Annotated in this window: 19 protein-coding genes and 1 CRISPR repeat array; of the genes, 14 read left to right on the plus strand and 5 right to left on the minus strand. The window is 43.4% G+C overall.

What is annotated here, in order from left to right:
- The first annotated feature begins 37 nt into the window (after positions 1-37).
- From PW252_RS01025 to PW252_RS01080, 12 genes are all read left to right on the plus strand, one after another.
- Complete coding sequence (locus PW252_RS01025) at positions 38-1,570, plus strand: sugar ABC transporter ATP-binding protein (protein WP_248049645.1); 1,533 nt, start codon at positions 38-40, stop codon at positions 1,568-1,570.
- A complete protein-coding gene (locus PW252_RS01030; protein ID WP_171999975.1) occupies positions 1,563-2,570 on the plus strand; it encodes an ABC transporter permease subunit in 1,008 nt (335 codons plus the stop codon). Before PW252_RS01025 ends, PW252_RS01030 begins: the two co-directional genes overlap by 8 nt.
- A gap of 60 nt (positions 2,571-2,630) precedes the next feature.
- A complete protein-coding gene (cas1, locus tag PW252_RS01035; RefSeq protein ID WP_248049646.1) occupies positions 2,631-3,653 on the plus strand; it encodes a CRISPR-associated endonuclease Cas1 in 1,023 nt (340 codons plus the stop codon).
- Positions 3,637-3,966 carry a CRISPR-associated endonuclease Cas2 gene (gene cas2, locus PW252_RS01040; protein ID WP_248049647.1) on the plus strand — a complete coding sequence of 110 codons (330 nt, stop codon included), beginning with the start codon at positions 3,637-3,639 and terminating at the stop codon, positions 3,964-3,966. Before cas1 ends, cas2 begins: the two co-directional genes overlap by 17 nt.
- Before the next feature lie 94 nt (positions 3,967-4,060).
- A CRISPR array of direct repeats spans positions 4,061-5,029; the repeat unit is 36 nt; unit sequence ATTAGAGACCCCTATTCCCTGAGAAGGGTCGGAAAC.
- Between the two features lie 1,619 nt (positions 5,030-6,648).
- Entirely contained in the window at positions 6,649-7,380 is a 732-nt protein-coding gene (gene cas6, locus PW252_RS01045; protein ID WP_316716831.1) for a CRISPR-associated endoribonuclease Cas6, read from the plus strand.
- Positions 7,361-9,640 (plus strand): type III-A CRISPR-associated protein Cas10/Csm1, encoded by a 2,280-nt coding sequence (cas10, locus tag PW252_RS01050; protein ID WP_248049649.1) that lies wholly within the window; start codon positions 7,361-7,363, stop codon positions 9,638-9,640. The genes cas6 and cas10 overlap by 20 nt, the downstream gene beginning before the upstream one ends.
- Entirely contained in the window at positions 9,640-10,035 is a 396-nt protein-coding gene (gene csm2 / locus PW252_RS01055) for a type III-A CRISPR-associated protein Csm2 (protein ID WP_248049650.1), read from the plus strand. Before cas10 ends, csm2 begins: the two co-directional genes overlap by 1 nt.
- Positions 10,032-10,697 (plus strand): type III-A CRISPR-associated RAMP protein Csm3, encoded by a 666-nt coding sequence (gene csm3, locus PW252_RS01060; protein WP_248049652.1) that lies wholly within the window; start codon positions 10,032-10,034, stop codon positions 10,695-10,697. Before csm2 ends, csm3 begins: the two co-directional genes overlap by 4 nt.
- Position 10,698: 1 nt before the next feature.
- The gene (gene csm4, locus PW252_RS01065; protein ID WP_248049654.1) at positions 10,699-11,601 is read left to right on the plus strand and encodes a type III-A CRISPR-associated RAMP protein Csm4; all 903 of its coding nucleotides are present in this window, start codon (positions 10,699-10,701) and stop codon (positions 11,599-11,601) included.
- Complete coding sequence (gene csm5 / locus PW252_RS01070; protein ID WP_248049688.1) at positions 11,601-12,689, plus strand: type III-A CRISPR-associated RAMP protein Csm5; 1,089 nt, start codon at positions 11,601-11,603, stop codon at positions 12,687-12,689. Before csm4 ends, csm5 begins: the two co-directional genes overlap by 1 nt.
- Positions 12,686-13,972 (plus strand): type III-A CRISPR-associated CARF protein Csm6, encoded by a 1,287-nt coding sequence (gene csm6 / locus PW252_RS01075; protein ID WP_248049656.1) that lies wholly within the window; start codon positions 12,686-12,688, stop codon positions 13,970-13,972. Before csm5 ends, csm6 begins: the two co-directional genes overlap by 4 nt.
- Before the next feature lie 331 nt (positions 13,973-14,303).
- On the plus strand, positions 14,304-15,227 hold the full coding sequence (locus PW252_RS01080) for an LPXTG cell wall anchor domain-containing protein (RefSeq protein ID WP_248049658.1): 924 nt from the start codon (positions 14,304-14,306) through the stop codon (positions 15,225-15,227).
- 715 nt (positions 15,228-15,942) lie between these two features.
- Here the strand turns inward: PW252_RS01080 and PW252_RS01085 are convergent.
- From PW252_RS01085 to rnhC, 4 genes are all read right to left on the minus strand, one after another.
- Positions 15,943-16,665 carry a hypothetical protein gene (locus PW252_RS01085; RefSeq protein WP_248049659.1) on the minus strand — a complete coding sequence of 241 codons (723 nt, stop codon included), beginning with the start codon at positions 16,663-16,665 and terminating at the stop codon, positions 15,943-15,945.
- 105 nt (positions 16,666-16,770) lie between these two features.
- The gene (gene recD2 / locus PW252_RS01090) at positions 16,771-19,263 is read right to left on the minus strand and encodes an SF1B family DNA helicase RecD2 (RefSeq protein ID WP_248049660.1); all 2,493 of its coding nucleotides are present in this window, start codon (positions 19,261-19,263) and stop codon (positions 16,771-16,773) included.
- A gap of 217 nt (positions 19,264-19,480) precedes the next feature.
- Positions 19,481-20,095, minus strand: coding sequence for a signal peptidase I (gene lepB, locus PW252_RS01095; protein WP_248049661.1), 615 nt, complete (start codon positions 20,093-20,095; stop codon positions 19,481-19,483).
- A gap of 9 nt (positions 20,096-20,104) precedes the next feature.
- On the minus strand, positions 20,105-20,995 hold the full coding sequence (gene rnhC, locus PW252_RS01100) for a ribonuclease HIII (RefSeq protein ID WP_248049662.1): 891 nt from the start codon (positions 20,993-20,995) through the stop codon (positions 20,105-20,107).
- Between the two features lie 84 nt (positions 20,996-21,079).
- On the opposite strand from rnhC, the gene PW252_RS01105 reads away from it, so the two are divergent.
- Complete coding sequence (locus PW252_RS01105) at positions 21,080-22,063, plus strand: Gfo/Idh/MocA family protein (RefSeq protein ID WP_248049663.1); 984 nt, start codon at positions 21,080-21,082, stop codon at positions 22,061-22,063.
- Between the two features lie 218 nt (positions 22,064-22,281).
- Entirely contained in the window at positions 22,282-23,769 is a 1,488-nt protein-coding gene (locus PW252_RS01110; RefSeq protein ID WP_248049665.1) for a LysM peptidoglycan-binding domain-containing protein, read from the plus strand.
- A 222-nt stretch (positions 23,770-23,991) separates the two neighbouring features.
- On the opposite strand, the gene treC is transcribed toward PW252_RS01110, so the two are convergent.
- A complete protein-coding gene (gene treC / locus PW252_RS01115) occupies positions 23,992-25,617 on the minus strand; it encodes an alpha,alpha-phosphotrehalase (RefSeq protein WP_248049667.1) in 1,626 nt (541 codons plus the stop codon).
- Positions 25,618-25,682: the final 65 nt, after the last annotated feature.

Genomic DNA, 25,682 nt, shown 5'->3' on the forward strand with positions numbered 1-25,682 from the left:
AGTGAGAACTTATTTTTTTGGAAAGAGAGCTGGGAGAATGAGTGAATATATTTTAGAAATGAAACATATTACTAAGACATTTCCAGGTGTTAAGGCTTTGGACGATGTGACCTTTAAACTGCGTCCAGGAACTGTTCATGCTCTGATGGGGGAGAATGGAGCCGGTAAATCCACCCTCATGAAGTGTTTGTTTGGAATTTACCATCGGGATCAAGGAACCATTGTCTTTGATGGCAAGGAAGTAGACTTCAAAGATTCCAAGGAGGCAATTGATGCAGGTGTTTCCATGATCCATCAAGAGTTGCAACCCATTCGCATGATGACCATAGCTGAAAATGTCTTTCTGGGGAATTATCCCCTTGGGAAGTTTAATCTGGTGGATCACGCCAAGATGAACCAGGATACCAAGGTTCTCTTGGAAGAGGTGGGTCTTTATATAGATCCTCGTACCTTGCTGGATACCTTGACTGTATCTCAGATGCAGTCAGTAGAGATTGCCAAGGCCATTTCCCACAATGCTAAGGTGGTGATTATGGACGAGCCAACCTCCTCACTGACCAGCTCAGAAGTGGAAAAATTATTTGAAATCATTGCCCAACTAAAAGCAAAAAATATCGGTATCATCTATATCTCCCATAAAATGGATGAAATTCTTCGGATTTCAGATGACATCACCGTTATGCGCGATGGTCAGTATGTTGGTACCTGGCCAGCAGCGGAGATGACAACTGCAAAAATCATTCAAGCCATGGTGGGACGGGAATTGACCAGTCTGTTTCCAGAGAAAACTAACAAGGTTGAAGAGGAAATTGTTCTTCGTTTGGAAGGGATGACATCGCCCAACCATCTTTCCTTTAAGCAGGCTAGTTTTGAACTGAAAAAAGGCGAAGTCCTAGGAATTGGTGGCTTGGTCGGTGCCCAGCGGACAGAGCTGATGGAGGCTCTTTATGGTATTCGTGCCTTAAAACAAGGGAAGATTTTCATCAAGGGCAAGGAAGTTAAAATTAAAAATCCTGCGGCAGCCATTGCCAATAAGATTGCTCTCGTGACAGAAGATCGGCGCTATAATGGGATCTTTGGGGTTCTATCTGTGTCAGATAATGCCTCGGTGGCCTCTTTAAATCAATATCTAGGAGCCTTTGGCCTTTTAGACGATCAGAAAATCAAAAAAGTGGTGGACCACAATGTAGAACGTCTGCGCGTGAAAACACCGACCACCAAAACCCATATCGAAAGTCTTTCAGGAGGAAACCAACAGAAGGTTATCCTAGCACGCTGGTTGGCCAATGATCCAGACATTCTCATCTTGGATGAACCAACTCGAGGGATTGACGTTGGGGCCAAGTATGAGATTTATCAAATCATTAACAATCTAGCTGCTGAAGGCAAATCCATTATCATGATTACTTCTGAAATGTCTGAATTGTTGGGCGTTTCAGATCGGATTATGGTCATGTGTGAAGGACGGATTTCTGGTTTCTTGGATAAGGAAGAAGCCACTCAGGAATCTGTCATGAAGCTAGCTACCAAATTTATGACTGGCAATCAAGGAGGAGATGACAATGCCTAAACTAGCGACAAGAGCTGATCAAAACTTTCATCTAGGCGAGTTCCTAACCAAGAACTCCATGTATATCGTAGTTGCGGCTATGATTTTATATACTGGACTGACCCAGGATAATTTCTTTACCCTTGGGAATGCGGCCAACATTATGGCCAATACCTCTGTCCGCTTTATCATTGCCCTAGGTGTGTCAGGTTGCTTGATTATTCGTGGTACTGACCTATCAGCTGGTCGGATTGTGGGCTTGACAGCCATTATCACAGCAACCTTGGTGCAACGTCCCGACTTTGCCCAAAAATTCTTCCCAGACCTACCAGACATGCCGATTTTTGTACCACTTTTGGCAGCCCTAGCTGTCGGTGCCCTTCTCGGCTTGCTCAATGGTGCTATCATTTCCTTCCTCAGCGTGCCACCATTCTTGGCAACCTTGGGAACCCAGATTATGACCTATGGTTTTGTCTTGATTTATTCCCAATCCAAGCCAATCGGTACCTTTAAGGATGAATTCGTAGCTATCGGTCAAGGGAAATTGTTCGGTGTTATTCCCTATATCACCATCATAGCAGCCCTAGTTGGTCTGGCCATGTGGGTCCTTTACAATAAAACCCGCTATGGTAAGTACATGTATGCCATCGGTGGCAATGAAAATGCCGCAGAAGTTTCTGGTGTCAATGTTCGCTTGTCTAAAATCAAGATTTTCCTACTCGCAGGCTTGCTTTATGGTTTAGCAGGTTTCCTACTTTCTGCTAAGACAGGTTCAGCTGGTGCCGGTGCTGGTATGGGTTATGAGTTGGATGCCATTGCCTCTGCGACAATCGGTGGTGTATCAACTGCCGGTGGTCAGGGTACTGTTCCGGGTATTCTCCTAGGTGTCTTCGTCTTTGAATTGCTCAAAGTCTGCTTGACCTACTTGGGTGTAACTCCAGATATGACCAACGTTATCCAAGGTATCGTTATCGTGGTAGCTGTGGCACTGGATATCCGTAAGACATTGGTTAAGAAATAAGGATAAAAATTGAAAGGCCCGAAAGGGTCTTTTTGGTATTTGGAAGAGAGGAGTTAGCTTATGAGTGACTTATATATCCAAAAATCAGACTTTCGTCTGTCACTGTTTCAAGAAAAGGTGATTGTTCGCGATAGTGATTCCTGTATTGTAAAGGAGGTAGGTTTGTCTAAACTTAGTAATGTCTTGATATTTGGGGATTCGCAGTTGTCTACTCAACTGGTTAAACGGTTGATGAAAGAAGGGATTGGGCTTTATTATTTTTCTAGGGTTGGAAAATTTTTAGGAGGGTTTGATTGTTTTCGTCAGGATGATTTTGAAAAACAAAGGCAACAGTTGCTGGCTTGCCAAAATATGGATTTTTGTTTGGACTTGGCTAAGATGGTCATTTCTAAAAAAATGTCGTTGCAGGTAGACTTGCTCAGAGCTTATGATCGCTTTGAGTTATTAATGGAGGAAGATTATCAACGGCTGGAGGAACAGCTGCATTCAGTCGGTATGGCAAGGTCCATTCAGGAGTTGATGGGGTTCGAGGGTCGGATGGCTAAGTCATATTTTTATTACTTGGGTTTATTGGTTCCGAGGGAGTTTAAATTCCATGGTCGATCCAAGCGTCCTGCCAAGGATTATTTTAATGCCTTGCTTAATTATGGTTACAGTATCTTGTACAGTAATTTTTGTGGCTATATTCGTAAGAGTGGTCTGAATCCTGGCTATGGTTTTATGCATAGGTGTCGGGGGCATCACGCTGCTCTTGCTAGTGATTTGATGGAGCCTTGGCGGGTCTTGATGGTGGATGATACGGTCATGAAACTTGTTTTGGCGGAGGAATTGAGGGCGGATCATTTTGAGGTAGATGACAAGAGAGGGTTTATCCTAAGCACGGAGGGGCAACGAATTTACCTGACGGCTTTGCGGAAACGGTTTTTGGAAATTCATGAATATGTGGAGTTGGACAAGAAACGGTATACCTTTCCGTACATGGTAGAGAAGCAGCTGTTGAGTTTATTAGATTGTTTTCGGCAGGGAGATGCCCAGTCATTTTTGAATATTGCAGGGGAGGCTGAGGATGACACGCTACTTTAATCTAGGTAAGGGAGATGTTGCTTTTGCGAAACATAAATCGGTCTTTTGTCTGGTCATTTATGACATTGTTAGTAATAAACGACGGGTCAAATTGGCTCACTTGCTTTCTGGCTATGGTATTCGGGTGCAACGGTCCAGTTTTGAACTTATGATAATGGAAGGGGAGTACAAGAGCTTGCTTCAAGACCTCCGGGATTTTTACGAGGAATCAGAGGGGGATAGTATCTTGGTCTATCGCTGTAAGCAGGAGGATGTGCAGTTTTTCTCTCCTTATCAGACGGCTAGTCTGGAGCAAGATTGTATCTTTTTATAAGTGGTAGTTAATAAGAAATTATGGTATAATAGATGTAGTTTCACTAGGGGTCCTAGATGTAGCGCGTGGTCTGTTGTGGACCACAAGATATGCTATTAGAGACCCCTATTCCCTGAGAAGGGTCGGAAACCAAATTGATTACGTTTTTCATAATATTTTCCTCGTATTAGAGACCCCTATTCCCTGAGAAGGGTCGGAAACTGCTATTATTTTTACTTTTGATTCTTCCATCTTTTATTAGAGACCCCTATTCCCTGAGAAGGGTCGGAAACACACGATAGAAGTGTACTACATCAGCACTTGTTTATTAGAGACCCCTATTCCCTGAGAAGGGTCGGAAACTCATAGTATTTTACCTCTTTTGTGTAAAGGGCTAGAATTAGAGACCCCTATTCCCTGAGAAGGGTCGGAAACAATTTTTCAACGTTGTAACCTAGTGGAGTATATCATTAGAGACCCCTATTCCCTGAGAAGGGTCGGAAACAAACTTTTTTAACTTTTTAACTTTATTTTATTTTTTATTAGAGACCCCTATTCCCTGAGAAGGGTCGGAAACGTTTCCTTCTTGAAACATATCAACGACTTTCACTATCATTAGAGACCCCTATTCCCTGAGAAGGGTCGGAAACTAACATCCGTTCCAATCTAGTGTGTAATTCAACTAATTAGAGACCCCTATTCCCTGAGAAGGGTCGGAAACGTTCTCCTTTTGTGGTTGTTTCTTAATTTGTTTATACAATTAGAGACCCCTATTCCCTGAGAAGGGTCGGAAACAGAGCCTGATTTTGTTTATCATGGTCATCTAGTCGATTAGAGACCCCTATTCCCTGAGAAGGGTCGGAAACCGCGTTTAAGTCGTTCCTGTTCTTCAAACGCCTTCAATTAGAGACCCCTATTCCCTGAGAAGGGTCGGAAACGGTCAGCTGTTTGATGGAAATCATTAATGCTACGTTATTAGAGACCCCTATTCCCTGAGAAGGGTCGGAAACCCGTCTGGGACGAATTTCTTGTCCACGTAGTCGTAGTATTAGAGACCCCTATTCCCTGAGAAGGGTCGGAAAATTTTTTATCTTTTGGCCAAAAAAAGATAACGAAATATTAGCTCCCCTCCTCCCTGCGAAGGGTCGGAAACGGTTTTTCAGCTGGTTGTTCAACAGGTTTTTCAGATTAGATCCCCTTATTCCCTGTGAAGGGTCGGAAACATTAACGGCTTACCGAAAGTATAAAAATCTGCTTTATATTAGAGCCCCCTAATCCCTGAGAAGGGTCGGAAACAAATAACATAGCATCACTATAACTTACAAACTTAATTAGAGGCCCCTATTCCCTGAGAAGGGTCGGAAACAAGTCATGTGAGTTAATGTTAGGTAAGAAACGCTTACATTAGAGCCCCCTATTCCCTGCGAAGGGTCGGAAACTCTCTTTCCTCCCACATCTCGGCATTTATACCTTTATTAGATCCTCCTAATCCCTGCGAAGGGTCGGAAACTCCATGATTTGAACGTTGCGAGTAAGACGACCGATTAGAGCCCCCTATCCCCTGCGAAGGGTCGGAAACACCTTTAAATTTACTAACATCGGTGAAAATGATTAGATCCCCCTATTCCTTGCGAAGGGTCGGAAAAGCATCAAATTCTGGGTCGCACCAGATGTCCTCATTAGATCCCCCTATTCCCTGAGAAGGGTCGGAAACTATAGGAACGGCTTTATATCTAATCAACAGTAAATATATTCCCTGCGAAGGGTCGGAAACAATGTTGTCAGCTACCTAACCCCATTATTTTCACATTAGCGACCCCTATTCCCTGCGAAGGGTCGGAAACAAATTCTTGCTGTTGAACACTTGCCATTCCGCATTAGATCCCCCTAATCCCTGCGAAGGGTCGGAAACTATTCCCCTTCCCAATCTTCAGATAATTCACGAACATTAGAGCCAATATTCCCTTCGAAGGGTCGGAAAATCCATGATTTGAACGTTGCGAGTAAGACGACCGATTAGAGCCCCCTATCCCCTGCGAAGGGTCGGAAACGGTACCTCATCAGCAAATTTGATTGGCTCCCAGTTCGATTAGATCCCCCTATTCCCTGCGAAGGGTCGGAAACTGATATTTCCCTCTTTTTTGAGTATTTTTATAATATTAGATCCCCCATTCCCTGCGAAGGGTCGGAAACACACCACGCATTACTTTACGCTCCATTGCGTCTATTAGAGCCCCCTATTCCCTGCGAAGGGTCGGAAACAAGCTTTGGGTGGTTTTAATCTTCGCTCTGCTTCAATTAGAGACCCCTATTCCCTGAGAAGGGTCGGAAACCTTCTTGATTCTTTTGTTCATGTTTCTTATAAGTATTAGAGACCCCTATTCCCTGCGAAGGGTCGGAAACGCCTTGTTCACTCTCTGTCTCCTTTTTGTGGTATAAATTAGATCCCCCTATTCCCTGCGAAGGGTCGGAAACAGGAATCTGTCTATCTGACATGGTGGTAAAAAATTGGATTTCCCTCTCCCTCTACAGGGACTTTTTTGTAAAAGTTGTAAGATTTACAGATAAATACTTGACGAACATTTGTGCTTTTGCTATACTAATCTTAGGAAAATTTTCTATATATTAAATAATAAAAGGGCGCCGCTAGATGGTGAAAAGTACTTTGCTTTTCTCTGTTTTTTGCGGTTTTTTTGTGCTTGTATGAAAAAGATAAAGATTTACCTTGCTAGACAGGAAATGACATCAAATGAATTAGCAAGTAAGTTACATGGCTTTCTAATGGAAATGATAGATCCTGCCTATGCCAGCTATCTCCATAATCTGGAGACCAATCCCTACGCCACTCGTGTGGAAAGGTCCAGTACCCACCACATATGGCTTGTCAGTCTCTTAACAAATGAGGCAGTTGAACAACTAGCCCCGCTCCTCTTATCTTTGGAGACTATTCAGCTAAGAGGAAGTCAGCAGGAAATAGTCGTCCAAAAGTTAGAAGTGGAAAATTGTTCGGATCAGGAACTGTTGACGATTTTCAACAGTTCTTGTCAGGAAACTCAATTTCGTATTCACTTTCTTACACCGACAGGTTTTAAAAGTCAGGGAGACTATGTCATGTTTCCAAATCCAAGACTGATTTTTCAAAGTCTCATGCAAAAGCATACCCGACTAACAGGTGGTGATGAAATTGACGAAGACTTGTTAGAATACTTGTGTCAGCATGCCAAGATTACTAGTTATCAACTAAGCAGCCACTATTACACAATCCACAAGCAGAAAATACCGGCTTTCGTTGGCTCGGTAAATGTGACCATTAAGGGGGCAGAGACCCTGAGATCCTATGTCAAGATGTTGCTGACTTTTGGAGAATATTCAGGTATAGGAATAAAAACTAGTCTAGGAATGGGAGGTATCCGATTTGAAACAAGAAAAAAGTGATATATTTTACGGGGCCTTATTGCACGATATTGGCAAGGTAGTCCAACGCGCCACTGGCGAGAGAGCCAAGCACGCCCTGGTTGGAACAGACTGGCTCAAGAATTTTACGGATAATGCGACAATTTTAGCCCATGTCAAAAACCACATGGCTAGCCACCAAGATTCCTTGCCAGAAGATCACACGGCCTATATCACCTACATAGCCGACAACATCGCTTCGGGAGTAGATAGAAGAAAGAGTTGTGAAGAAACAGAGATAGCTGGCCAAATATGGGATCATTACACCAATCAAGCAGATATTTTCAATGTTTTTGGTGCAGAGCCTAGTCAACGCTACTTTCAACCAGTGGAGTTAGATGTCCAGAAGAAGCCAAATCTTGCTAGTCGAGAAAACAGTCATTTTACCAAGGGAGAATACAGTCGTATCCTTCAACGGATTACCGAGGCCTTTCGTGTCATGGACTACACACCTGCCTATCATTCCTCTTTTCTAAACTTGCTTGAGGCCACCCTGTCCTATGTTCCTTCATCAACCAATACCAAGGAGATTGCGGATATATCCTTATTTGAACACAGCAAGCTAACAGCAGGTTTTGCCTTGGCTATCTATGACTATCTAAAAGATCAAGGGAGAACACAATTTTCCAAGGAGCTTTTCAGAGGAGCAACGGATTTTTACAAAGAAGAGGCATTTTTGCTGGCGAGCTTTGATCTATCAGGGATTCAAGATTTTATATACAATATTGCGACATCTGGTGCAGCCAAGCAACTTAAGGCTCGTAGTTTCTATTTGGATTTTATGGGCGAACATCTTGTGGATAGCTTGCTGGATCGATTGGAATTAAACCGTGCCAATCTTCTTTATATTGGTGGTGGGCATGCCTATCTTTTATTGGCAAATACAGCTTCTACCCGACAAATATTAGAAGAATTTGAAAAGGAGATGAATGCCTTTCTTTTGGCAAATGTTCAAACACGCTTATATGTAGCCTTTGGTTGGTCAGCGTTTGCTGCTCGGGATATTATGGTAGATAGCCAGTCAGCTGAGACCTATCGTCAAATTTATCAAAAAGTTAGCCAGCAGATTTCTGCCAAGAAACTCCGTCGTTACAATTGGAAAACCTTGATGGTTCTCAATCGCGGTGGAAAGAAGGCTGGGAGAGAATGTGTGATTTGCCATGCTATTGATTCTCTAGAAGAGAAACATGGAAAGCTATTATGCGGTCTCTGTTCAGGTTTGCACGATTTTTCAAAGAAAATCCAATTCAAACATTATCTTGTATCAGGACATCCAAGCTTACTGCCAGTTGGACCAGACGCCTATCTCCATGCCCTAGATAGTGATGGGGTGAAGAAAAAGCCAGAGGGAAGAATTTATAGTAAAAATGACTTCTTTACTGGTGAGCAACAGGCCACTCATATCTATGTTGGGGATTACCAGGCAGCAGAAATATATGATTATGCTCAGCTTTCTACAGAAGTGATTAATAGTAGAGGGGAGCGATCTGGTATCAAGCGTTTGGCGGTAGTACGTCTAGACGTAGATGATCTAGGTGCTGCTTTCATGGCAGGCTATTCGGTTCAAGGGAATGGTTCTTACAATACGTTCTCCAGGACGGCTAGTTTCTCTAGAAGTATGAGCCAATTTTTCAAAGTCTATATCAATCAATTTGCGTCTGGAAAATCCATATCGATTATCTATTCAGGAGGCGATGATGTCTTTGCTATTGGGACCTGGCAGGATATTATTACTTTTACAATTGAGTTGCGCCAGCAATTTATTAACTGGACCAATGGTAAATTAACCTTGTCAGCGGGTATTGGTCTCTTCACAGACAAGACTCCGATTAGCTTGATGGCGAGGGAGACAGGGTATTTGGAAGAGGCTGCTAAGTCTAATGATAAGGATAGTATTAGTCTATTTGCTGAAGAGTTTACCTTTAAATTTGATGATTTTATTCAGAGAGTTTATGGGAACTATCTGACAAAGGTTCGGACTTTCTTTAATACCATGGATGATTATGGAAAATCCTTCCTGTATCGTTTGATTGAACTCCTACGGAGTACAGACCGATTGGATATAGCTCGGGCGGCTTATTACTTAACACGGTTAGAAGAAAAGGCCAAGGGAGAAAACGAGGAGCTGTTCAAAGAGTTCAAAGTCTTCTTTATGAATGTGGCTATGTCTAATCAAGCAGCAAAAAAAGAGCTAGAAATGGCTCTCACTCTATATGTTTATGAAATAAGAAAGGATAGCTAATGGCAATCTTAACAGATCGAAATTATGTGGATAAGGCAGAGAAGGCAATCAAGCAATTAAAGTCGGAGAATGGTGGAACTTTTTTATTTACGACTAGTCAATTGAGAAACCTTTTATCCTTGACGAGCAGTCTCTATGATGAAAGCAAGGTGCGTCCGTTTGAAGAATTACAGGATAAAACATCTTACTTACGAGTTCAATTTGTTTACCAGTCAGGTCGTAATTCGATTAGAATAGGACGTGAGACAAAATTTCCTGTCAAGGACCTAGTTGAACGGGCTGAGATTTTGGAGTGCCTAAAAGAGGTTAGGGACATAGAAACCTTACAGCGATTTTGTAGATATATGGAAGCCCTTGTTGCGTATTTCAAATATGAAGGAGGAAAAGATCGATGACATTGGCTAAGTTAAGAATTTCAGCAACCTTGCTTGTTGAGACGGGGTTACATATTGGGGCAAGTAATGCTTTTGCTGCTATTGGTGCAACGGACTCTCCTGTTATAAAAGATGCGGTAACAAACTTGCCGATTATTCCAGGTTCTAGTTTGAAAGGGAAAATTCGGAGCCTACTCTCAAAAACATCTTACAATACCAATACGACTAAGGATTTAGGAAACGATAGTGCCATTATTAGTCGAAATTTCGGTAATTCGAAGTCGAAGGAATATAAGATTGGACGGATGCTTTTTAGAGATGCATTCTTGATCAATAAAGATGATTTGGAACGAAGAGGGGTTCGTACCTACACAGAAGTGAAATTTGAAAATACTATTGATCGAATCACTGCAGAAGCCAATCCTCGTCAAATTGAGCGTGTGATTCGTGATAGTGAATTTGGTTTTGAATTGATTTATGAAGTCAATCATCAGTCTGAGCAAGAGATTGTAGAAGATATGCAGTTGCTACGTGACGGTCTGCTTTTGTTAGAAATGGATTATCTGGGAGGATCAGGTAGTCGTGGATATGGTAAGGTAGCCTTTAAAGATTTGACAGTTGATCTTGTTTTTGGAGAGTGTGATGTTGAAAGGATTCAAGACCTCTTGACCAAGGAGGTTTAGTATGGCCTACAAACTCTATAAAATGACCTTCCAGTCAGCCCATTTTGGTGAAGGGAGCTTGGAAGAATCTTCTCTACATTTTTCTGCGGCTAGGTTGTTTTCAGCTCTGGTTTTAGAATCGATTAAGTTGGGAAAATATGATCAATTTATACAACTGGCAGAAAGGGATGATTTTGTCCTAACAGATGCATTTCCTTATCAATTTAGTCCTTTTTTACCTAAACCGATTGGTTATCCTCTTAGAGAAAAACTGGACCCATCTCGTTCAGTCTTGGAAGTTCGTCAAGAAGCTAAACGCAATAAAAAATTAGCCTTCATTGAACTGGAAGCCTACTCAGATTATCTGCAAGGTGAGAGTTTAGAGGATTTTCGTTATGGGCATCATGTCTATATGACAAAGAATAATCCTTCAGCGGAGGGGGCTTTGTATCAAGTGGGTGTCATGACCTATGAGCCGGATACTAGCCTTTATGTCATTGCCAATCAAGATGTCTTATTGGATGAGCTATGGATGAGCCTACAATTTTCAGGACTAGGTGGGAAACGTTCTGCTGGATATGGTCGTTTTGTACTTGAAATCGAGGATATACCACAGGAATTGGGAGCAAGATTGACGAGACAGTCAAATGAACCGGTTGTTTTATTGACTTCAGCTCTACCAATCGATGAGGATCTTGAACAGGCGATGTCGAGTGGAAACTATTTGATAAAACCTTGTACTGGCTTTGCTTTTAGCCAATCTACAGAAGAGAATTATCGGAAGCAGGATATCTATACCTTTAAGGCTGGTTCAACCTTTGCAGGAACCTTTAGAGGGGCAATTTATGATGTGCGACCACTTGACTTCCCACACCCAGTTCATCATTTTGCCAAGCCTTTGTTTTATAGATTGGAGGAAGTATGATAGAAATCGGATATAAGAAATTTCACTTGATTTTGACAACACTTGCTCCAGTTCATATTGGTAGTGGAGGCAAGTATTCTGCTAAAGAATTTATTTTTGAAAGAGGTTCAGATGGAAATAGTTACTATTTTCCTGATATGGGGCAGCTCTATTCTTACTTAGTCAAACGTCAGTTGGACGAAGCTTTTGAACGTTTTTTAATTGATCATCATAATCGTTCCAAGCGTCTGATAGATTTTCTGGCAGATAAGAAGTTAACCGTTCAGGACTGGGGTGGCTATCGCCTGCCTGCGACAGGTTTTGAACATGATACAGCGACAGCTGGTAAGTTAAATGACATCTCAATTTTTGTTCGAGATGGTTTGGGGCGTCCTTATATTCCTGGAAGTTCACTAAAGGGAGCTATTCGCACGATTTTGATGAATACACATTGGAAAAACAAGGATTTCGTTTCTAGCTTTAGCGGAAAAGAGAAGGAAAATAAAACAGTCATTCCATGGGGAGCAAAGAAGGGGAAGGCATTTGACGATGTGTTCAATTCGATTCGAGTCAGTGATAGTAGCTTGCTCAAAAATGAAGATTTGATATTGGTACAGAAATGGGACTACTCTGTTGATAAACAGTCAGCTAAGCCTTTGCCAGTATTCCGTGAGGCTATTGCTCCTTTGAAAAAAATTGAATTTGAAATCACTACGACCAGCCAAGAAGCTTACGAGTTGATTTCAGGTTTGACCAATTTTTCACAGGAATGGTATAGACTTTACACTAGTTTCTATCTCAAGGACCGAACCAGGAAAGGGAATCTTGTTCCCGACCGCTACCAACAAGATAATCTTCAATACCCGATCTACCTGGGTGCAGGGGCGGGTGTATGGACCAAGACTGTCATGAAACAGGCAAATGGGATTGTACAAAAACGGTATAGCAGATTGAAGACGAAAATGGTCGGTAAGGGCGTTTTGAAACTAACCAAGACCAAAGGTAAGACTGTTAGAATGAAATCGGGTGTCTCTAGAAAACTGATCAAAAATGAAGATTCCTACTTTGAAATGGGTAAGGCTTGTTTTCTATTGAAGGAGGTTTTATGAAAGTATTGATTTCGTCTGTTGGTAATACAGATCCTATTCGCGGACAACATGATGGTCCCTTATTGCATTTGGCTCGTATATTGAGGCCAGAAAAGATTATTCTAATCTATTCTGAGACTTTGATACAACGGCATGAACGTATCCAGACAGCACTTTTATCTATTGCTGACTATCAACCTATCATAGAGGTTTCTCCCGATTTATTGCCCAGTTCTGAAATAGCTATCTTTGATAAGATGTTTGCTAGAATGTCTGCTATTATTGATAAATGCGTGAAAGAGTTAGAGGATGATAGTCAAATTTTTCTCAATCTTTCCAGCGGAACGGCTCAAATCATTTCGAGCCTCTTTGCTCTAAATCGTATCAAGAGTACTAATTTTGCTGCCTATCAGGTCTTATCTCCGAACTATGGTTCTAATGAAAAAACGAGCTTTACAAGCGATGTTCCTATTGAGGAGCTGATAGCGACTAACCGTGACAATGTGCCTAGTCCAGAAAACCGTACTCGACCGGACCAAGCTGTTAAGTTTCAAGAAAGTCTAGGTAAGAGACAAGTCTTACAACATATCCAATCTTTTGATTTTCAAGCGGCTTATGCCATGATGTTGCAAAAGCAGACTCGAAACTGGTTTTCTAAGACAGTTCGCTCTAAAATCAATCGGATTTTAGAAAACTACGATCAGGCCATCAAGTTTCAAATGCCTTTAGACTTACCATATGATTCAGAGCTGAATAAGATTTTAACTTCTTATTTATTAATTGATTTGAGTATTCGCAGGGAGTTGATTACGGATGTCTTGATCAAATCCAAGTCCCTGGCAGAGTATATGTTGGAATCCTATATTGAACAGAAGTATCCAGAACTAGTGGTTAAACTAAATGGATTTCCAAAAGTCAACCACAATCACCCCTTGGCTGAGGAAGTGAATGACTATATTGCTGAGCAAATGAGATTGGATTTAAAAGAAAAGTACGATCCTTCTCGGCCATATAATCCACAGTCAACTTTGAACATTGTTTCCTTCAAAAATATAATTGATTGCCTAGAGCCTAGTAATGACATAACGCCACTTGTTTCAACAATTATTGCAAAGAATGGTCTACGAAATAAGTTGGCTCATGGGTTGGAACCTATCAATAGCAAGGAACTAAATAGAAGTCAGTTGAAGCAAATCGGTTCAAGCTTGGCAGCCATGTTAAATCACATTTATCCTATTGATCATCATGATTTTGATTACCATGTAAACAATGTGGAGAAATTGCAAGCATTGGTGAATAGCTAATCCAAGGTATTGTTATCGTCGTAGCTGTGGCACTGGATATCCGTAAGACATTGGTTAAAAAATAAGAAATGATTAGCAGCCAGACAAGAATTAGAAGCACTCTATAAGTTTTTCTTATAATTACGAAATCTATAAGATATTGTTATATAAAATTAGATGGAACCGCTTGAATTTTTTGATATATGTTTATATAATGATGGTGTAATTATTGAGTGGGATTGGGCAACAAATCATCTTTGTTTAATCAATTCAGCTCAGTAGTCAACGATTGTATGTGGAGATTGAATTCATATACTGAATTTTCGATTATAGAAAAAGGAAGGTGACTAATATGTCAACAAAGAAATCATATCTTTTGAGAAAAACCTCTATTGGTTTGGTATCATTGGCAACTCTTGCGCTAGTGGGAACGACTGTATCTGCTAATGAGATTGGTGTTGCTTCTGCGCATGGTACGGGTGCTTATGCTGACCCAATCCCATCCTTCAATATCAATACGGGTGAATTAACAGCAAAAGGCAGCAGTGTGTTGAACTCTGACTATAAACCAGCTTTGGACCCAAGTACAGTAGAGATTACCAAGCATGGTGAGGGTGCTGTGGCAGAAGTGCCAGAAGTAAAACTTGGTTTTGACAATGGGGAACCTTATGTTTATGCACATGGTGAAGGTGTGACAGCAACAGCAGAACTTCCAGCCTTGGATCCAAGTACAGTAGACATCACAAAACATGGCGAAGGTGTGACTGCACCTGAATTGAATGAAGTAGCGGTTGCCTTGGATGAAAATGGTTTGTACTTTACAAATAAACCGGTTGAAGCACCTACAGCAGAAGCACTACCAGAAGTACAAATCGGTGGTAAAGATGGAGATTTCTATCTTTATGCTAAAGGTACAGGCGTGACAACAGAACTTCCAACTATTGATCCTTCAACACTTGAAGGTGCTGCTGAAACTGCAAAGGGTACAGGTGTTACCGCCCCAGCTTTACCTGAAGGTGAATTACCAGCTTTGGAAACTGCCAAAGGTGAAAGCGTTAAGGCAGTAGCTTTACCAAAGATTGATCCTGCAACAGTTAAAGCAACTGAAACAAAAGCAGCAGAGAAGAAAGCAACTGAAACAAGAGCAGCAGAGAAGAAAGCAACTTCAACTGCATCAGAAAAACTTCCAGAAACTGGTGAAGTGATGACAGTTCTTTCGCTTGTAGGTGGTCTAGGTCTTCTTGGCTCAGCAGCCTTGCTCAAGAAAAGAAAATAATCTACATACAAAAAGGACCTAAATGGTCCTTTTTGTTTCCCTTTATTTTCAGGAAAATAAGAAAAGTTTTGCGCCAATTTCCAAAAAAATTACATAAAGAAAATGATAAAAAATTGAAAAAATATGGGGGGTATAATAACTGTAATCATTGCATTTATAGGGTGATGGTTAGGATAAGAGCCACGGATAATGGTGAAACATTATCTTAACTTTATTTTAAATGTAGATTATATATAAGGGAAGGTGACATTATGTCAACAAAGAAAACATATCTTTTAAGAAAATCCTCTATTGGTTTGGTATCATTGGCAGCTCTTGCGCTTGTAGGAACAACTGTATGAGCTAATAAGATTGGTATAGCAACTGCACATGGTACAGGTGCTTATGCAGACCCAATCCCAACTTTCAATAGTTGGTAATACTTTTTGAAATTAAACATATCTGTAGTCACCTTACCTTGCTGAACTCAGGTCGACCCTAGGCTCCCATTGATTTTCATTGAGCATAACATAGCCGATTTCCTCACAAGTGCGCTAGTCTTCTAAAGAACAGGTAGCTATCGTTGACTTGCTCCGGTCTTTATTTCGATGGAGAGCGAAATGGAGAACAATAGAAAAAGACAAACACTGTAAGTAAGATGTTTGTCTTCTTCTCGGAAAGGGATGCACGAATATTCCTTTAAGTTTGTTAGAGAATAGGGTAATAAACCTTGTGGTTACTCAACCTTATCCAAGGTTGCATATACCTGAGGTTCTGATACCAGGTCGTACACGGCTTCTACAGATGGGTCAAAAGGATTTCCCCACATAATGACCTTGTATTGTCCATCCTCTAGGATGAAACCTGGTGCAATACGTCCGCCGAGGCCAGTTACTCCTGGTAGAAGGGCAGAACCTTCACCATCAGCTCCACGGATTAGGTAGTGGTTTGGAGCATATTCGACTAGGTCTGTAATTTGAGCTGTGTAGGTCTGGATGAGGTGTTCTCCTTCCTCATCTTCACTAAGTCGAAAATCTTCATAAGTAGTAAAGGTGCCGTCTGCGCTGATAGTTACTTCAACATTGCGTGCTTGCTGGCTACTTCCTTGCCATTTTCCAACTAGGTCGTCGGGGATATTAGTAGCTGGCAAAGTTAGTAGCTGAGTGTGAGTTGTTTCGGCACTTATAACACTTTCTTGGGCTTGAGAGCTTTGGCTCTCTTGATTTTCCTGACTTCCCTGACTTCCCTCAGTTTGTTGGCTTGCATCTGTCGAAGAGCTAGTTTCACTCGCCTTTTCTACAGAGCTAGAATTTTCAGCCGTACTGGTCTGCTTGGTACTTGCTTGGGTCGTTTTACTGGTGGCTGCTTCTGTCTGGCTTTCTTGTTTTTTTGCTGAACAAGCTGTCAATAGACAGGTTACAGAAAGCAACAATACTGAGTAGTTGAATATCTTTTTCATTTGTTCTTACCTCCGCTTATAAACAGAGTATAACAAATAAAAACAAGCTTGTCAACACAAAATTGTAATATTTGTAACATTTTTGTAACAAAAGAAATATTTTTGTTACTTATTCTTGAAAAATTCCTCTATATCTGCCTCTTTGATGCCAATCATGGGGTCGATGGTTAGTAGGTTGTCCACAGTCAGAATATATTCTGTGGGTTGGGCACTTGTTTTTTCTGGCTGGTCTTGTTCAAGAAGGGAGAGTTGCTGGCTGTTTTCATTGACTACTTCAACTTGTTCTGTCCTGTCTGGCTGTGTAGGTGGCTGGGTTTGCGTGGTTGTAGCTGTCTTACTTTCGTCTTTTTCAGTCAAAGCTTCCTTGCTGTCCTGCTCTGCCATTTCTCCTTGGAAACGTGGGACCAGATAGGTTTTGCGGAGGGTGCCAGCGTTTTTGACGGCGTAGTCGAAGGCGGAGATTTCGCCTAGGAGGATGAGCTTGCTCTTGGAGCGGGTGATGGCGGTGTAGACCAGGTTGCGCTGGAGCATGCGGTGGCTGGTGCGGGTGATGGGGAGGATGACGACCTGGAACTCACTGCCTTGGGACTTGTGGATGGACATGGCATAGGCCAGGGTAATCTTGTACCATTCGTTACGGGGATAGGTGACCTCGCTACCGTCGAAGTTGATGGTAATCTCGTCCTGCTTGGAGTCGGTGTACTTGGCAGGCAGGAGGTCGGTGATGTAGCCCAAATCACCATTGAAGACATTGGCCTCAGCATCGTTGACTAGGTGGATGACTCGGTCGCCTTGGCGGAAGGCTTGCTCGTTGTGGAGGAATTCCAGCTCTCCGTCTTTTAGGGGATTGAGCAGGGCCTGGGTCATGGTGTTGAGCTGGTCAATGCCTGCGGCACCACGGTACATGGGAGCGAGGATTTGGACTTCGGGTGCAGGGATACCGGACTTGATAGCTGCACCGACAATGCGCTCAATCAGGGCTGGAATTTGTTCGTTTTGCGCTTCAAAATAGGAGCGATCAGCCTTTTTCTCACGGAAATCGCTCGGCAAGGCCCCTTGGCGAATCTGGCTGGCTAGGGTAACAATGGTCGAATCATCGGATTGGCGGTAGATGCGTTCCAGAGTGATGCTGGGTAGCTTGTCAATTTTCAAGAGGTCAGCTAGGACTTGGCCGGGGCTGACAGAGGGTAATTGCTCCGCATCGCCGACAATTAGAACTTGGGTTTGGGAGGAGATGTTCTGGAAGAGCTGGTTTGCCAACCAAGTATCTACCATAGAGAACTCATCCACGATGATAAAGTCGGCATCCAAATAATCATCGCGGTAGGATTCTTCCTGTCCTTCTACCAGACCGAGGTGGCGGTGGATGGTGGCAGAAGGCAGACCTGTCAATTCATTCATCCGTCTGGCTGCTCGTCCAGTTGGAGCTGCGAGAAGGACTGGGCATTCTTCTCGATTGCGCGTCAGGTCAATCTTATGCAAGATGGCATAGACCGCGATAATACCGTTGATAACCGTTGTTTTTCCAGTCCCTGGTCCGCCTGTCAGAATGAAAAGCGGATTGGTAATGGCTTGGACGATGGCTTCTTTTTGAATGTCATCGTAGGTCAGGGAAGACATAGTTTCCAGCTCTGCTATGGCAGCCTCGACGTCTGCGCGTGGGAAGGGTTTGAAGCCATTTTTTCCCATTAGGCGGGTCAGGTTTTTATGGATACCATGTTCGGCAAAGTAGAGGCTGTTGTCGAAAATCTTGGTACCTTCTTGTTGAACCTTGCCATCTTCTATCAGCCCGGTCAATTCTTTGGCAACGGCAGCGGGATCCAGCTCGGTATGGCGGGATTTTTCCAGCAGTTCAAGGGTAGCTTCTAGTAAATCTCTAGCCTCCACATAGGTATCACCCGTTTCCATAGAGCGATGAATGAGGCTAAAGAGCATACCAGCCCGAAAGCGTTGGGGGGAATCACTGGCAATGCCCAGGTTTTCCGCAATCCTATCGGCAATGGTAAAGCCAAGTCCCTGTACATCTTCGACTAGTTGATAGGGATTTTCCTCAATAATTTGGAGTGTTTTTTCCTTGTACTGGTCTTGGATTTGAAAGGCTAGCTTGTTTGGAATGCCGTACTCAGCTAGTTTGGCTAGTATCAGCTCCGTTCCATAATTGAGGCGGAGTTTTTCGATAAAGGCTTGCCTATTTTTGCTGGATAGACCAGAAATTTGGGTCAGTTTTTCAGGCTCAGCCAAAATCTTATCAATGGTATCATCGCCATATAGCTCAACAATTTTCTCGGCTGTTTTACGACCAATCCCTTTGAAATGGTCACTAGAAAAATACTTGACTAGACCAGCAGAAGTGGGCTTGCTGCGTTCGTAGCGCGTGATTTGCAGCTGCTGACCGTATTTGGGATGGGTGACCAGATTGCCATAGAAACGATAATCCTCCCCCTCAATGACATCGGCAATCGTTCCGGTCACAATGATGTCATAATCGTCATAGTCTGCGTCTGTTTCCTCAATTTCGAGGAGCAGGATTTTGTAAAAATTGCTAGGATTTTCAAAAATGATCCGGTCAATGGTGCCGGTAAAATAAACTTCGTTCATAGAGAATATTTCCTAAAATAGTGAAAAAAGAAGTTTGGAACAGTGCTCCAAACTTGTTTGTGTTATACTCAATGAAAATCAAAAATAGCCTAGGAAACGAAGTTGATGATAGAACTCTGTTACTGTCTTGTTTCAAGGTAACAGGCTGAAAAGCTCCACCGGAGCTTTTCACTCATCAAGGCTCTTGACAACGGATAGTTTTGATTTTCGAAGAGTATTAATCAACAGTTCCAATTCGATTGACAGGCCACATGCGGAAGACAACTTCGCCCTTGATACTGTCGCGCGCGAAAGTTCCTACGCTACGGCTATCTAAAGATACTAGGCGGTCATCACCTAAGAGATAGTATTGTCCTTCTGGTACTGTAAGGCTGAAATCAACAGAACCATTGGCATCCTGTGTAAAGGCTTGGGCAGTTTGGGCAACGGCTTGGAATTGTTTGTTGTAAGCATATTCTTCTTGCAATTTGTCCTTTTGAAAGGCTGCTAAGTATTCATCAAGATAGGGTTCATCCACTTCCTGCTCGTTGATATAGAGGACATCATTTACATAGCGAATGGTATCACCCGGCATGCCGACCACCCGTTTGACAATGAGTTTTTCCTTGCCATCGCTATCTATTTCGCTGGCCACGACAATATCAAAACGATCTATGGATGTGGTTTTGAACATTACTAACTTTTCTTGGTGTTGGAGAGTAGGATCCATAGAATGACCATCAACGGATACAGGGTCCCACAAGAAGTAGCGACTAGCAAAGAGAGCGATCATAAAGAGAATGAGTGTCCCCCATTCAGCTAAGAAGGCTATGAAGCCTCGTCTTTTTCCCATATTTATTCCTCATTTCACTAATTTTTGTGCTTTTTGCGTATTGGCAAAGTGGAGCTTGGCAGTTTGGTTTAGGCCTGCCAGACCATATTCTTTTAAGATGCTGGCTGCGACATGGTCGGATTTGCTTCCAGCTCCGGAAGGTAGGTTTCTGCCTACCAGTTGACCAAGCTGGGTAAGGTTCTCTAAAAACATACTTCTTGCAATGATAGAAGATACTGCTACAGCCAGGTACTTGCCCTCAGCCTTTTCTTCCAAGGTCACTGGATTAGCAAATTGATTGGCTTCTTTCTTTAGATATTTTTGATAATTTTGGCTAGAAGTAAAGGCGTCAATGACAATCTTCTCAGGCTGGACACCCTTTTGCAAGAGTAGGAAAATAGCCTGATTGTGTAGGGCGACCTTGACAGACACCGCATTGTAGCCCTGCTCGATGACCTCATTGTATTTTTTGGGTGACAATAGCAGAGCTTGGTGGGGGATTTTCTCTTTTAAGAGAGGGGCGATTTGGCAGATCTTTTGGTCTGTCATTTTTTTGGAATCATCCACGCCAAGCGACTTGAGAAAGGCATGGTCTTCTGGGCGAACAAAACTGGCAACCACTGCTAAACCACCAAAATAAGACCCGTTTCCAACTTCATCGGTACCAATCATGGGCAGGTTTTGACCAGGCGTGGTCGTCTGTCCAGAGTTTTCTGGCTCATAACCCCAGCGCCTTGCTTCCTGCTCTGCCATTTCCCCCTGAAAAACGACCTTGCCTGAAGTATAGATGGACAGGCTGGCTCCAGTCAGTTTGAAAAATGCTTCTATATAGGGATTTTTACTGGCCTGACGATAGCGGTCGTAGTGGGCTAGCATGGCCTGTTTCTGCTGGGCAGATGGCTGTAGTACAAGAGTATTCATGTCCTTATTGTATCACAAATGCAGGTTAGAGTGTGCAGAAAAGGGTGGTTTTTACTATAATAGTGAGAGAAAGTGAGGAAGACGATGGAAGAACAAGTACAGTACAAGTGGGCGACCTTGGGAACAGGTGTTATCGCCAATGAATTGGTGCAAGCCTTGCAGGCTATGGGTGGAAATCTTTACTCTGTGGCCAACCGTACCTATGACAAGGGTGTGGAATTTGCCCAGAAGTACGGCATTGAAAAGGTCTATAAGGAAATCGATGAGGTCTTTGAGGATCCTCAAGTAGACATTATCTATATTTCTACCCCCCACAATACCCACATCAACTATTTGAGAAAGGCCTTGCAGGCTGGAAAGCATGTCCTCTGCGAAAAGTCTATTACGCTTAATTCAGAAGAATTGGCAGAAGCCATTCAACTGGCGGAGGAAAATCAGGTCATCTTGGCAGAAGCTATGACAATTTTCCACATGCCTATTTACCGCAAGCTGCGTGAAGTTGTTGCAAGTGGCAAGCTTGGAGATTTGAAGATGATCCAGATGAACTTTGGCAGCTACAAGGAATACGACATGACCAACCGCTTTTTCAACAAAAATTTGGCAGGCGGTGCCCTCTTGGATATTGGTGTCTACGCCCTGTCCTTTGTCCGTTGGTTTATGACGGAAAAGCCAAATCAGGTTTTGTCTCAGGTCAAACTGGCTCCGACAGGTGTGGACGAGCAGGTAGGGATTTTGCTCAGCAATGATGCAGGAGAAATGGCGACCATCGCCCTGACCCTCCATGCCAAACAGCCAAAACGGGGAACCATTGCCTACGACAAGGGCTACATCGAGCTTTACGAGTATCCTCGTGGTCAGAAAGCAGTCATTACCTATACTGAAGACGGTAGTCAAGAAGTAATCGAAGCGGGCGAGACAGCCAAGGCCCTCTCTTATGAAGTGGCGGATATGGAAAAAGCTGTCGCAGGCATCGAAAACACCATGCACCTAGCATTTACCCAAGATGTCATGGAGATCATGACCCAACTCCGCAAAGAATGGGGCTTGGTCTATCCGGAGGAAGTTTAGGAAGCTCCTTGAACTCTATTTGGGAGCTTTAGGTAGATTTTGGGAATGGCTTTCTTTGGTGAGTAATGTGACAGAACTGTAACAAATATATAGGTTGTGTAACAGAAAAGAAGCAATATTACGTAAGGGCAACAGTTTATTAAAAAGCCCTCTTTGTTCTTGTTTTTCACAACAGAATTAGGTATGATAGTACTATCAAATCAGAAAAGGAATAGAAGATGAAACGTAAAAGAGTTACAAAACCAAAGCATATGCGTCGTAAGAGAAAAACATCCCTTTTGCAAACGAATAAGAAAATGATGTACGCCTCAAGCTTGGCACTTTCACTTTTCACAACTGGTATGGTTAGTCCACAAGTTCTCGCATTGGAGTGGACACCGCGCAGTGTGGAGCAAATCATTACTGAAATTACAAGCAATGAGGGGCAGTTGACTTATACGGTTAAGTATGGTGATACTCTCAGTGCTATCGCTTCAGCTATGAATGTTGATATGCATCTATTGGCGAAAATCAATCAAATCACAGATATTAACTTGATCTTCCCAGATACAGTTTTGACAGCTACTCTTGATCAACATAATCAAGTTACTCAGCTTGAAATTGAAACACCAAGTCAGGAAAATCCAGCAGAAACAGTTCAAGCAACAGTTGATGTGACGACCAATCAAGCAACAGTTGATAATACAGTTGTAAACTTGGCTGAAGTTCCTGCAGTAGCTCCAGTTACGCCAGCAGTAGAAACCCCAGTCGAGGTAGCTACTCCAGTTACGCCAGCAGTAGAAACCCCAGCCGAGGTAGCTGCTCCAGTTACGCCAGCAGTAGAAACCCCATCCGAGGCAGTAGCTCCAGTAGCGCCAGCAGTAGAAACGCCAGCCGAGGCAGTAGTTCCAGTAGCGCCAGCAGTAGAAGTCCCAGCCGAGGTAGCTGCTCCAGTAGCGCCAGCAGTAGAAACGCCAGCCGATGCGGTAGCTCCAGTTGCTCCAGTGGTAGAATCGCCAGCAGAAGTAGCTGCCCCAGTTGCTCCAGTGGTAGAATCGCCAGCAGAAGTAGCTGCTCCAGTTGCTCCAGCGGTAGAAGCGCCAGCAGAAGTAGCTGCACCAGCAGCAGCGGAAGCTCAAGCAGCAGCAGAAGCTCAAGCAGCAGCGGAAGCTCAAGCGGCAGCGGAAGCCCAAGCAGCAGCGGAAGCTCAAGCGGCAGCGGAAGCCCAAGCGGCAGCGGAAGCTCAAGCGGCAGCGGAAGCCCAAGCAGCAGCAGAAGCCCAAGCGGCAGCGGAAGCTCAAGCGGCAGCAGCTCAAGCGGCAGCAGCTCAAGCGGCAGCGGAAGCCCAAGCAGCAGCGCAAACACAGGCAGCAACTAGCTCTTATGATGTGGGCTTGCAACCACAGGTAGCAGCCTTCCGTGCAGAAGTGGCTAGTGCCTTCGGTATTACTTCTTTCTCAGGTTACCGTCCTGGTGATTCTGGCGACCACGGTAAAGGTTTGGCTATTGACTTTATGGTACCGCAAAGCTCAGCACTTGGTGACCAAGTAGCAGAATATGCCGTTGCCAATATGGGTGCGAAAAATATTTCTTACATTATTTGGAAACAACGTTTCTATGCACCTTATGACAGTATCTACGGTCCAGCTTATACTTGGAACTTGATGCCAGACCGTGGAAGCATTACAGAAAACCACTACGACCACGTCCACGTGTCATTTAACTAATAGCAATACGAAAAGCCAAACTCTAAGTGAGCTTGGCTTTTTTTGATGCTATTTGTATAGAACCAGTAGTGCTTACCTATCTCCAAAACTTGTCAGAGCCCTTCTTATCTTCAATGTTAAAGGCGATAATATTGCGGAGTAGGTCCCAGTTGGTTTCTTGGTCTTCCTTTCTTGTTTATTTCATTCTATACATAAAAGAGGAGCTAGCTCCTCTTTCATTCATTATTTCACCAAAATTGCCAATGCCTGATAAGGCTTGAGGGTGATTTTCTTACCTAACTTGCTGTCAGGGTAGTTGCTGATGAAGACTTGGCCGTGGGCGTAGTCGTCTGCCAGGTCTAGTTCAACTTCTTCTGCGAAGAAATTGTTGAGGACCAGTAGTTTCTCGCCGTTCAGCAAGCGTTCAAAGGCATAGACTTTCTGGCTGTCCTTGTAGGCGGCCTTGTAGTCCCCTTCTGAAATGAGAGGAAGCTCTTTCCGCAGGCGAATGAGTTCTTGGTAGAAGGTAAAGATTGGGCCTGTTTTTTCCTGCTCAACGTTAATCGTTTGGTAGGATTTGCCAGCCTTCAGCCAAGGGGTACCTGTTGAGAAGCCTGCATTGTCAGAAGCGTCCCATTGCATCGGGGTGCGGGAATTGTCACGGGACTTGGCCTGGATAATCTTGAAGGCCTGCTCAGGTGCCTGCCCCTGGTCCAAGAGCATCTGGTAGGCATTGATAGACTCCACATCGACATAGTCGTCCATGCTGTCGTAGTCAGGGTCAATCATGCCGATTTCCTCGCCCATGTAAATGTAAGGCGTACCGCGTGATAGGTGGATAGAAGCGGCTAGCATGGTTGCTCCTTCATTGCGGAAATTCTCCACATCAACAAAGCGGTTGAGGGCACGAGGTTGGTCGTGGTTGTTGTAGAAAAGGGCGTTCCAGCCATTTCCAACAGACATCTCCTCGCCCCAAGTGTGAAAGAGGCGTTTGAGTTCCTCAAAGTCAAAGTCCATAATGGTCCATTTTTGACCGTCCTTGTAGTCCACTTTCAAGTGGTGGAAGTTGAAGGCCATGGACAACTCTTCCCGCTCAGGAGCCGTGTAGAGAATGCAGTTTTCAATGGTCGTGGCAGACATTTCCCCAACGGTCATGAAGCCTTTTTCTGCTCCAAAAGTGGCGTTGTTCATCATCTTGAGGTAGTCGTGGGTGATCGGACGGTCGGTATAGGCTGGCTTGCCATCGTTGATTGGGCAGTCTTCTAGCACTTCATCCTTACCAATCAAGTTGATAACATCAAAGCGGAAGCCTTTGACACCCTTGTCTTTCCAGAAGTTGACCACCTTGAAGAGTTCGTCCCGAACATGTGGATTTCGCCAATTGAGGTCGGCTTGGGTCACATCAAAGAGGTGAAGATAATATTTCCCAGTATCGCCAAAAGGTGCCCAGGCATTGCCGCCAAACTTGGAAACCCAGTCAGTTGGTTGGTCACGCAGGATAAAGAAATCTTGGTAATATTTATCGCCAGCCAAGGCTTTTTTGAACCACTCGTGGTCTGTCGAGCAGTGATTGAGGACCATGTCCAGCATGAATTCGATACCCAATTCTTTTCCGACAGCCACCATTTCTTCAAAGTCAGCCATGGTGCCAAAATCAGGATTGACAGCTGTATAGTCTGAAATGTCATAGCCGTTGTCCCGTTGCGGACTTGGGTAGAAGGGATTGAGCCAGATCATGTCAATGCCTAATTCTTTTAGATAAGGGAGTTTTTCAATAATCCCACGCAGGTCGCCGACACCATTGCCAGTTGTGTCCTTGTAAGATTTGGGGTAGATTTGATAGACCACTTTTCGTTTGTCGATTGTCATGGTTGTCTCGCTTTCTAATTGGTTACATAAAACAATCATAGGAGGGACAGGAAACCTGCACCTCC

This window comes from Streptococcus sp. 29887 (assembly GCF_032595075.1).
Classification (GTDB): domain Bacteria; phylum Bacillota; class Bacilli; order Lactobacillales; family Streptococcaceae; genus Streptococcus; species Streptococcus iners.

Bases quoted from the DNA above. Each gene is read 5' to 3' on its own strand.
- PW252_RS01025 (WP_248049645.1), top strand. From the start codon at position 38: ATGAGTGAATATATTTTAGAAATGAAACATATTACTAAGACATTTCCA.
- PW252_RS01030 (WP_171999975.1), top strand. From the start codon at position 1,563: ATGCCTAAACTAGCGACAAGAGCTGATCAAAACTTTCATCTAGGCGAG.
- cas1 (WP_248049646.1), top strand. From the start codon at position 2,631: ATGAGTGACTTATATATCCAAAAATCAGACTTTCGTCTGTCACTGTTT.
- cas2 (WP_248049647.1), top strand. From the start codon at position 3,637: ATGACACGCTACTTTAATCTAGGTAAGGGAGATGTTGCTTTTGCGAAA.
- cas6 (WP_316716831.1), top strand. From the start codon at position 6,649: ATGAAAAAGATAAAGATTTACCTTGCTAGACAGGAAATGACATCAAAT.
- csm2 (WP_248049650.1), top strand. From the start codon at position 9,640: ATGGCAATCTTAACAGATCGAAATTATGTGGATAAGGCAGAGAAGGCA.
- csm3 (WP_248049652.1), top strand. From the start codon at position 10,032: ATGACATTGGCTAAGTTAAGAATTTCAGCAACCTTGCTTGTTGAGACG.
- csm4 (WP_248049654.1), top strand. From the start codon at position 10,699: ATGGCCTACAAACTCTATAAAATGACCTTCCAGTCAGCCCATTTTGGT.
- csm6 (WP_248049656.1), top strand. From the start codon at position 12,686: ATGAAAGTATTGATTTCGTCTGTTGGTAATACAGATCCTATTCGCGGA.
- PW252_RS01080 (WP_248049658.1), top strand. From the start codon at position 14,304: ATGTCAACAAAGAAATCATATCTTTTGAGAAAAACCTCTATTGGTTTG.
- PW252_RS01085 (WP_248049659.1), bottom strand. From the start codon at position 16,665: ATGAAAAAGATATTCAACTACTCAGTATTGTTGCTTTCTGTAACCTGT.
- recD2 (WP_248049660.1), bottom strand. From the start codon at position 19,263: ATGAACGAAGTTTATTTTACCGGCACCATTGACCGGATCATTTTTGAA.
- lepB (WP_248049661.1), bottom strand. From the start codon at position 20,095: ATGGGAAAAAGACGAGGCTTCATAGCCTTCTTAGCTGAATGGGGGACA.
- rnhC (WP_248049662.1), bottom strand. From the start codon at position 20,995: ATGAATACTCTTGTACTACAGCCATCTGCCCAGCAGAAACAGGCCATG.
- PW252_RS01105 (WP_248049663.1), top strand. From the start codon at position 21,080: ATGGAAGAACAAGTACAGTACAAGTGGGCGACCTTGGGAACAGGTGTT.
- PW252_RS01110 (WP_248049665.1), top strand. From the start codon at position 22,282: ATGAAACGTAAAAGAGTTACAAAACCAAAGCATATGCGTCGTAAGAGA.
- treC (WP_248049667.1), bottom strand. From the start codon at position 25,617: ATGACAATCGACAAACGAAAAGTGGTCTATCAAATCTACCCCAAATCT.